Raw genomic sequence first — 7543 nt, forward strand, 5'->3', positions numbered from 1 at the left:
GGCCCGGCAGCGGTGGGAACCGCTGCCGGGCCTCGCGCGTTGCCCCGGTGGGATCCTGCCGCAGCACCCGTGCGGCCGGTCGGAGGAAGGAGTCACCTGGTGGGCCATCGCCACTTCAACGGTCTGAAGACCGTGCTGCTCTTCGGTGTGCTGTGGGCGGTGCTGCTCGGTCTGTGGGCGGTGTTCTTCCGCGGCAGCCAGGGGATGCTGTTCCTGTTCATGGCGTTCGGCCTCGTCGGCACGTTCATCGGGTACTGGAACTCGGACAAGATCGCCATCAAGGCGATGCACGCCTACCCGGTCACCGAGCTCGAGGCCCCGGAGATGTATCGGATCGTGCGCGAGCTGTCCACGGTGGCCCGCCAGCCGATGCCCCGTCTGTACATCTCGCCCACCCAGGCGCCCAACGCGTTCGCCACCGGGCGCAACCCGAAGAACGCCGCCGTGTGCTGCACCGAGGGGATCCTGCGCATCCTCGACGAGCGCGAGCTGCGCGGCGTGCTCGGCCACGAGCTCATGCACGTCTACAACCGCGACATCCTCACCTCCTCGGTCGCCTCGGCGCTGGCCGGTGTCATCACCTCCCTGGCGCAGTTCCTGCTGATCTTCGGCGGGGGAGACCGGCGTGAGGGCGGCAACCCGCTGGCCGCGCTGGCGCTGGCGATCCTCGCCCCGTTCGCCGCGATGCTCATCCAGATGGCGATCTCGCGCACCCGCGAGTACGACGCGGACGAGGACGGCGCCAAGCTCACCGGCGACCCGCTGGCGCTCGCCTCGGCGCTGCGCAAGCTCGAGCAGGGCACGAAGGCCGCGCCGCTGCCGCAGACGCAGTCCCTGGAGAACGTGTCGCACCTGATGCTGGCGAACCCGTTCCGCGGCGGCGGCATGGCGAAGCTCTTCGCCACCCACCCCCCGATGGACGAGCGCATCGCCCGGCTGGAGAAGATGGCCGGCGACGGCTTCGGCCCGGGCGGCATCACGCGGTACTGACGCGGGCGGTCCTGGCCTCCAGGAGACTCCTGGGTGCCTTCGCTACGCTGGCGGACGATGAGCGCCGACGTCCCACCGCCCCGCCCCCTGGCCCCCGAGCACGACGAGGACCCCCGTGTGGTCGCCTGGGAGCAGCGCACGGAGTGGCCGCTGATCGCGGCTGCCGGCCTGTTCCTCGCCGCCTACGCCATCCCGATCGTCTGGCCCGGCGTGCCGGCCGCGGTCCACGAGCTCTGCTCGATCGTGGTCTTCGGGGCCTGGTTCGTGTTCGTCGTCGACTACGTCGGCCGCCTGCTGCTCGCGCGTCGGCGGTGGCGGTTCGTCCGCCGAAACCTGCTCGACCTGGCGATCGTCGCCGTCCCCGTGCTGCGCCCCCTGCGGCTGCTGCTGCTCGTCAAGGCGATCAAACGGCTCAACCGGGCCGGCGCCAGCGCGATGCGCGGTCGCGTGGTGCTCTACGCGGCCGCCGGGTCCGCGCTGCTGGTCCTGGCCGGGTCCCTGGCCGTGACGGAGGCCGAGCGCGGCGCCGAGGGCAGCACGATCCAGAACGTCGGGGACGGGTTCTGGTGGGCCCTGGTGACGATGGCCACCGTGGGGTACGGCGACACCTACCCGGTCACGGTCACGGGCCGTTTCGTGGCGGTGGGCATGATGCTCGGCGGGATCGCGGTGCTCGGCGTGGTCACGGCGACCCTGTCGTCGTGGCTCGTGCAGAACGTCGAGGCAGACACCGAGGAGCGCCGGACCGAGCCCCGGGACGCCGCCGACGACCTCTGGGCCCGCCGCGGGGACGTCGAGAGCCTGGTCACCGAGGTCCGGGCACTGCGCGAGGAGGTCTCCCGGCTCCGGGCCGACGGCGCCGGGGTGGGGACGCGCTCGGGCTGACGTCACACGGAGCGGAGGGCCGCCTCGAGCGTGGCGGCCACGCCGTCGTCCTCGGCGCTGCCCACGACGACGTCCGCGCCGGCCAGCAGGTCCGGGTGCGCGTCGGCGACGGCGTGCCCGCGCCCCGCCCAGCGCAGCATCGCCAGGTCGTTCGGCATGTCGCCGAAGGCCCACACGTCCTCGGCGTCGATGCCGAGCCGGGCGCACCAGCGCGCCAGCGCGCTGTCCTTGGTCACCTCCGGGGCCAGCAGCTCGGCGAGCCCGGCCGCGCCGGAGAAGGCGAGGTGCGCGCGCTGCCCGACGACGGACCGGACCGTGGCGAAGAACTCCTCCTGGTCCGCGTCGCCCGCGTCACCGCGCTGCACGTCGCCAGGTCGGGTGGAACGCCCCGGACCGGGCCGGACGGCGAGCAGCTTGCCCACCGGTGCCGGACGGCCGGTCCGCACCGCGGCGGGGTCCAGCGTGCGCTCGACGGGGACGGCGTGCACGGCGTCGGGCAGCCCGGGCTCGCCGCGGGGGAACCAGGGGTCGAACGTCGGCCCGTCGTGGCGTTCGAGGGCGAGCGCGACGTCCTGGACGGCGTCGCGCAGGTCGCCGACGATCGTGCGCAGCGTGTCGTCCTCGAACCCGTGGACCTCCTCCGCCGTCCCCGTGGCCAGGTCCCACACGGCGGCCCCGCCCAGGCACACGACCCGGCCGTGCCCGCCCACGCAGTCGGCGAGCCCGTCCAGCCAGCGCGGCGGACGTGCGGTGACGAAGAGCACCTCGACACCGGCGTCCTCGACGGCCCGCAGGGCCGCCCGCGTGCGCTCCGAGACGGTGCCGTCCGGGCGCAGGAGGGTGCCGTCCAGGTCGGTGGCGACCAGGCGGGGGAGCGGCGCCGGGGTGGTCACCGGTAGTTGGTGAACTGCAGCGCGACGTCGAGGTCGGCGGACTTGAGCATCGCGATGACGTCCTGCAGGTCGTCGCGCTTCTTGGAGGTCACGCGCACCTCGTCGCCGGTGATCTGCGTCTTGACGCCCTTGGGCCCCTCGTCCCGGATCAGCTTCGTGATCTTCTTGGCGTTCTCGCTGCTCAGCCCCTCCTTGAGGGAGGCGACGAGGCGGTACTCCTTGCCCGAGGCCTGCGGCTCGCCCTCGCCGGTGTCGATCGCCTTCAGCGAGACGCCGCGCTTGATGAGCTTGGTCTGGAACACGTCGAGCGCCGCGTTGACGCGCTCGGCGCTGTTGGCCGTGATGACGATCGACTCACCGCTCCAGGCGATGGAGGCACCGACCCCGCGGAAGTCGTAGCGCTGGTTGATCTCCTTGGCCGCCTGGTTGAGGGCGTTGTCGACCTCCTGGCGGTCCACCTTGGAGACGATGTCGAAGGACGAGTCGGCCACGGGTGTGCTCCTTGCGTGCGTGGGTCAGGGTTCGGTGTCCACGGTAGCCGGTGCGGCGGCGGCCAGGCGGGTCGCACGGGACTGCCGCAGACCGTCCACGGTGAGCACCACCAGGGCCACCCAGACGAGCACGAAGCCGGCCCAGCGGGTGGGCGGCATCTGCTCGCCGAAGAGGAGCAGACCCAGCAGGAACTGCAGGAACGGCGTCAGGTACTGCAGCATCCCGACCACGGACAGGGGCAGCCGCCGGGCGGCCGCGGAGAAGAGCAGCAGGGGCAGGCCCGTCACCACGCCGCACGAGGCGAGCAGCAGCGCGTGGCCGACGCCCTGGGTGCTGAAGGTCCCGGCGCCGATCGCCGCCAGCCAGAACAGGTACGCGAGGGCGAACGGCGTGGCGACGGCGGTCTCCGCGGCCAGTCCCGGCAGGGCTCCGACCCCGCGGCCCACACGGTTCTTCACCAGCGAGTACAGGCCGAAGGCGCCCGCCAGGACCAGCGAGATCCAGGGGATGCCGCCGACGCCGGTCGACAGCACGACCACCGCGACCGCGCCGAGCCCGAGCGCGACCCACTGCGCGACGCGCAGCCGCTCGCGCAGGACGACGACGCCGAGCGCGACCGTCAGCAGGGGGTTGATGAAGTAGCCGAGCGCCGCGTCCAGGACGTGCTGGGTCAGGACCGCGTAGACGTAGGTGGTCCAGTTGACGATGATCAGCACCGACGCGAGGGCGAGGAGGGCCATCGTGCGGGGCCGGTGCAGGACGTCGACGAACGAGTGCAGGGACCGGGTCGCGGCGAGCAGCACGATGCAGAAGACGAGCGACCAGACGATCCGGTGCGCGATGATCTCGAGCGGGCCGGCCGGCTCGAGCAGGGGGAAGAACAGGGGCATCGCGCCCCAGATCAGGAAGGCGGAGAACCCGAGCGGGAGCCCCCAGCGATCCTGCGCGGCAGGAGGTGTCACCACCCGAGGGTAGACCGCCGTGACGGGCCTGGCCCGCAGGGTGACCAGGGCCACGTCGAGCGGATTTCCACCCGGGCCGTCGGACCGCTATGGTTGTCTCCGCGAGTTCGTCCGCGAACTCGCCCGGCAGGTTGCCCGAGCGGCCAAAGGGAGCTGACTGTAAATCAGCCGTCATCGACTTCGGGGGTTCGAATCCCTCACCTGCCACCGCGAGGATCGACCTCACCCTTGGTGAGGTTCTTCCATCGCTCGGGGGAGACGCCCGTGCGGTACCGCGGACCGGATTTCGTCCGGGCCCACGGAGCCGTGTAGAGTCTTCCCCGCGCCCCGATAGCTCAGTCGGTAGAGCATCTCCATGGTAAGGAGAAGGTCAAGGGTTCGATTCCCTTTCGGGGCTCTGTGTGACGAGCGCGGGATCGTCGTCCGAACCATCGGTCCGACGGTCCCGCGTGGTCACGCGCGGCGGGGTAGCTCAGCTGGTCAGAGCGCACGACTCATAATCGTGAGGTCGCGGGTTCGAGCCCCGCCCTCGCTACCAACACACAACACGCGGTCCGACGGCCGGCGTCGGACCACATCCTTGACGCACGTAGCGCCTTCCGGGGGCGCGAGAGGTGAAGACCCATGGCTGCCAAGAGCGCTGACGTCCGCCCGAAGATCACGCTGGCCTGCGTGGACTGCAAGGAGCGGAACTACATCACGAAGAAGAACCGCCGGAACAACCCGGACCGCCTCGAGATGGCGAAGTTCTGCCCGCGCTGCGGCAAGCACACCGCGCACCGCGAGACCCGCTGAACCCGTCTCGGATCAGACGTCCCGACGTGGCGAACCCGGATTTCGCAGGCCGTGAGTACCCGGCCACCGAGCCGTACTCGGTCGGCCGCGAGAAGATCCGCGAGTTCGCCGACGCCGTCGGAGCCTCCCACCCCGCGCACCACGACCTCGTGGCGGCGCGGGGTCTCGGCTATCCGGACCTGGTCGCGCCCCCGACGTTCGCCGTCGTGGTCGCCCAGCGGGCCGAGCAGCAGTACGTCGCCGACCCGGAGGCCGGCATCGACTTCTCCCGCGTCGTGCACGCGGACGAGACCTTCACCTACGACCGCCCGATCGTGGCGGGGGACGAGATCGCGGCCGTCCTGCACGTCGACTCGGTCACCCAGCGCGCCGGCATCTCGATGGTGACCACGCGGTGCGAGCTGTTCGCCGCCGACGCCGACGAGGGCGCACCCGGCGAGCACGTCGCGACGGTCACCTCGAGCCTGGTCGTGCGCGGGGAGGACTCCTGATGACCCGCCCGCAGCTCGCGGACCTCACGGTCGGCGACGTCGTCGCCACCCGCACGGTCGAGATCGACCGCGCCGCCCTGGTCCGCTACGCCGGTGCCAGCGGGGACTTCAACCCGATCCACTGGGACGAGCAGTTCGCCACCGAGGTGGGGCTGCCCGGCGTCATCGCGCACGGCATGTGCACGATGGGCACCGTGGTCGACGTGGTGACCGACTGGGCCGGCGACCCCGGCGCGATCGTGCGCTACGGCACCCGCTTCACCAAACCCGTCCCGGTGCCGGCCCGCGGGGCGGCCGCCGTGGAGGTCGTCGCCACGGTCGGCGCGACCGACGCGGACGCCGGCACCGCCCGGATCGACCTGACGGTCACGCACGAGGGCGTCAAGGTCCTCGGTCGCACGCAGGTCGTCGTCCGCCTCTCCTGAGCCGACCCCGGTCGGCAGATCACGGCGTGATCACAACCCTTCCCAAGCCGAAAGTGACACGAGTAATCTACGCTTGGTAGCGCTCCCAACGTAGGGGGCTTTCGTCGAAGGAGATGCTCATGCCTGGTCCCAGCACGTCACCCCTCACCGCGGCGGTGTCCCGCCGCGGCGTCCTCATCGCCGGTGCGGCCGGTGCGGCAACCCTGGCCGCCGGGATGCAGGCCTGGGCGTCCCCCGCGACTCGCGGCGGGGTCGCGGGCTCGATGTCGAGCGCCGACTCCCTCGAGCGGGCGCACGCGTTCCTCGGCGCGATGACCGACGCCTACCCCGAGGTCAACAGCGGGCCGCGCATGGCCCAGTCCTACGCCGACCAGCTCGGTCTGTTCTCCACGGCGTTCGTGTACGACGTCGCGCTGACGATCTGCGCCTCGCTGGCCGGCGGCCACGTGGGCCGTGCCACCACCCTGGCCGACGGCCTGCTCTTCGCCCAGCAGAACGACCCCACCTACGACGACGGCCGCCTGCGTCAGGGCTACAACACCGGCCCGTACACCTTCTACGACGGCACGCCGCAGCCCTACGGGCTCGAGCTGCCCGACGGCACCGCCAACATCGGCTGGCAGTTCGGGTTCCTCGGCACCGCCGTGGGCGACATGGCCTGGCCGGGCATCGCCCTGCTGCACACCTACAGCGCCACCGGTGACGGCCGGTACCTCGACGGTGCGGTCCGCATCGGTGAGTGGATCCTCGACAACACGTGGTCCGAGCGTCCGCTCGGCGGCTTCTCCTTCGGCGTCGACGGCGGCAACAACCCGATCCCCAACGGGTCGACGGAGCACAACATCGACTGCGTCGCGTTCTTCCGCCAGCTCGAGGCCCTCGAGGGCGGCGACCGCTGGCGCCGTGCGCAGGAGCACGCCCGCGCGTTCGTCGACATCATGTGGGACCGCGAGGGCGGCTTCTTCTACACCGGCACGAACGACGGCGTGGAGATCAACCGCGACCCGCTGCCGCTCGACCCGGCGACCTGGGGATGGCTGGCGCTGCAGGCCGAGCGGTACGGCCGCTCCGTGGACTGGGCCGCCGACGACCTCGCCACCCGCGACGTCGCGGGCGAGGGCAACTCCCAGCTGCCGGGCGACGTCACGATCTCCGGTGTGACGTTCTCCAGCGCGAGCCTGGTGTCCACGGCGTCGTACAACGGGCTCCCCGTGCACCAGCAGGGTGTGTGGCTCGAGGGCACGGGTCAGCTCGCCTGCGCCATGGCCGACCGTGGCCGCGGGACCCGGGACTCCGGGCGGGCGCACGACCTGCTGGACGAGATCCGGGTCGCGCAGAACCTGGTCGGCGCCGGCCAGACCGTCGGCGGCGACCCGCTGCCCGACCGCGGTGGCGTCGTGGCGGCCTCGAGCCTCATCGACACCGGCTTCGGGTTCGGCTACTTCCAGATCCAGCACACCGGCGCGACCTCCTGGTACGTCATGGCGGCGGAGGGCGTGAACCCGCTCCAGGTGGGCGGCCTGGGGGTCTGACCTCACCTCCGCACCCCCGCCCCTTCCGCTGCGGGCATGGAATCGGCGGCCCTCCATCGATGGAGGGCCGCCGATTCC

Annotated in this window: 9 protein-coding genes and 3 tRNA genes; 9 read left to right on the forward strand and 3 right to left on the reverse strand. The window is 71.8% G+C overall.

Translation table 11 applies throughout. The features are described 5' to 3' along the window. Positions 1-99 precede the first annotated feature (99 nt). The gene (gene htpX / locus HLI28_RS12360; protein ID WP_171247879.1) at positions 100-990 is read left to right on the forward strand and encodes a zinc metalloprotease HtpX; all 891 of its coding nucleotides are present in this window, start codon (positions 100-102) and stop codon (positions 988-990) included. A 57-nt stretch (positions 991-1047) separates the two neighbouring features. Then, positions 1048-1875 carry a potassium channel family protein gene (locus tag HLI28_RS12365; RefSeq protein ID WP_171247880.1) on the forward strand — a complete coding sequence of 276 codons (828 nt, stop codon included), beginning with the start codon at positions 1048-1050 and terminating at the stop codon, positions 1873-1875. A 2-nt stretch (positions 1876-1877) separates the two neighbouring features. Here the strand turns inward: HLI28_RS12365 and HLI28_RS12370 are convergent, their stop codons facing one another. Genes HLI28_RS12370 through rarD form a run of 3 tightly spaced genes read right to left on the reverse strand, consistent with a single transcriptional unit; the run spans position 1878 to position 4222 of the window. Then, positions 1878-2768: an HAD hydrolase family protein gene (locus tag HLI28_RS12370; RefSeq protein ID WP_171247881.1), complete on the reverse strand. Its 891-nt coding sequence runs from the start codon at positions 2766-2768 to the stop codon at positions 1878-1880. Then, positions 2765-3259: a YajQ family cyclic di-GMP-binding protein gene (locus tag HLI28_RS12375; protein WP_171247882.1), complete on the reverse strand. Its 495-nt coding sequence runs from the start codon at positions 3257-3259 to the stop codon at positions 2765-2767. Before HLI28_RS12375 ends, HLI28_RS12370 begins: the two co-directional genes overlap by 4 nt. A gap of 24 nt (positions 3260-3283) precedes the next feature. Then, entirely contained in the window at positions 3284-4222 is a 939-nt protein-coding gene (gene rarD / locus HLI28_RS12380) for an EamA family transporter RarD (protein WP_370375352.1), read from the reverse strand. A gap of 125 nt (positions 4223-4347) precedes the next feature. Here rarD and HLI28_RS12385 point away from each other — a divergent pair. The 7 genes from HLI28_RS12385 (at position 4348) to HLI28_RS12415 (ending at position 7465) form a co-directional block, all read left to right on the forward strand. Further along, positions 4348-4429 (forward strand) — tRNA-Tyr (locus HLI28_RS12385). A gap of 117 nt (positions 4430-4546) precedes the next feature. Then, positions 4547-4619: transfer RNA gene (locus HLI28_RS12390), tRNA-Thr, on the forward strand. A 64-nt stretch (positions 4620-4683) separates the two neighbouring features. Then, positions 4684-4760, forward strand: a tRNA-Met gene (locus HLI28_RS12395). Positions 4761-4846: 86 nt separating this feature from the next. Beyond that, the gene (gene rpmG, locus HLI28_RS12400) at positions 4847-5017 is read left to right on the forward strand and encodes a 50S ribosomal protein L33 (RefSeq protein WP_171247884.1); all 171 of its coding nucleotides are present in this window, start codon (positions 4847-4849) and stop codon (positions 5015-5017) included. A gap of 26 nt (positions 5018-5043) precedes the next feature. Continuing rightward, positions 5044-5508 (forward strand): FAS1-like dehydratase domain-containing protein, encoded by a 465-nt coding sequence (locus HLI28_RS12405; RefSeq protein ID WP_171247885.1) that lies wholly within the window; start codon positions 5044-5046, stop codon positions 5506-5508. Then, complete coding sequence (locus tag HLI28_RS12410) at positions 5508-5933, forward strand: MaoC family dehydratase (RefSeq protein WP_171247886.1); 426 nt, start codon at positions 5508-5510, stop codon at positions 5931-5933. The genes HLI28_RS12405 and HLI28_RS12410 overlap by 1 nt, the downstream gene beginning before the upstream one ends. 119 nt (positions 5934-6052) lie before the next feature. Next, entirely contained in the window at positions 6053-7465 is a 1413-nt protein-coding gene (locus tag HLI28_RS12415) for an AGE family epimerase/isomerase (RefSeq protein WP_171247887.1), read from the forward strand. Positions 7466-7543: the final 78 nt, after the last annotated feature.

The organism is Isoptericola sediminis (assembly GCF_013085345.1).
Lineage (GTDB): Bacteria > Actinomycetota > Actinomycetes > Actinomycetales > Cellulomonadaceae > Isoptericola > Isoptericola sediminis.